The sequence below is a fragment of the Pseudoflavonifractor phocaeensis genome (genome assembly GCF_016901955.1).
Lineage (GTDB): Bacteria > Bacillota > Clostridia > Oscillospirales > Oscillospiraceae > Flavonifractor > Flavonifractor phocaeensis_A.
In genome coordinates this window covers 1-211 of the sequence record NZ_JACJLC010000282.1, presented here as the reverse complement: position 1 = coordinate 211, position 211 = coordinate 1, and the positions used below count along the sequence as shown (strand labels likewise).

1 protein-coding gene is annotated in these 211 nt (G+C 50.2%); it reads right to left on the bottom strand.

The window, feature by feature from the left end:
* On the bottom strand, positions 1-211 hold a 211-nt coding region (locus H6B51_RS18700), incomplete at both ends, for an IS110 family transposase (protein WP_204884847.1).

Below are 211 nucleotides of genomic sequence, written 5' to 3'. Positions count from 1 at the left end.
AGGTCGTGCTTGAAGATGTCAGCAATCCACTTGGCATCCCGTTTGTCTGTTTTCTTGCCCCGGATAGCTTTCACATATTTAGGGTGAGCAAGGACAATGTTGCAGGTGGGTTCCAGGATGTTGTAGATGGGAATCCAATACTTCCCTGTGGACTCCATACAGACATCCCGGCAGCCATTCTCAGCCAACCACGTTGCGCACCGATGCAAAT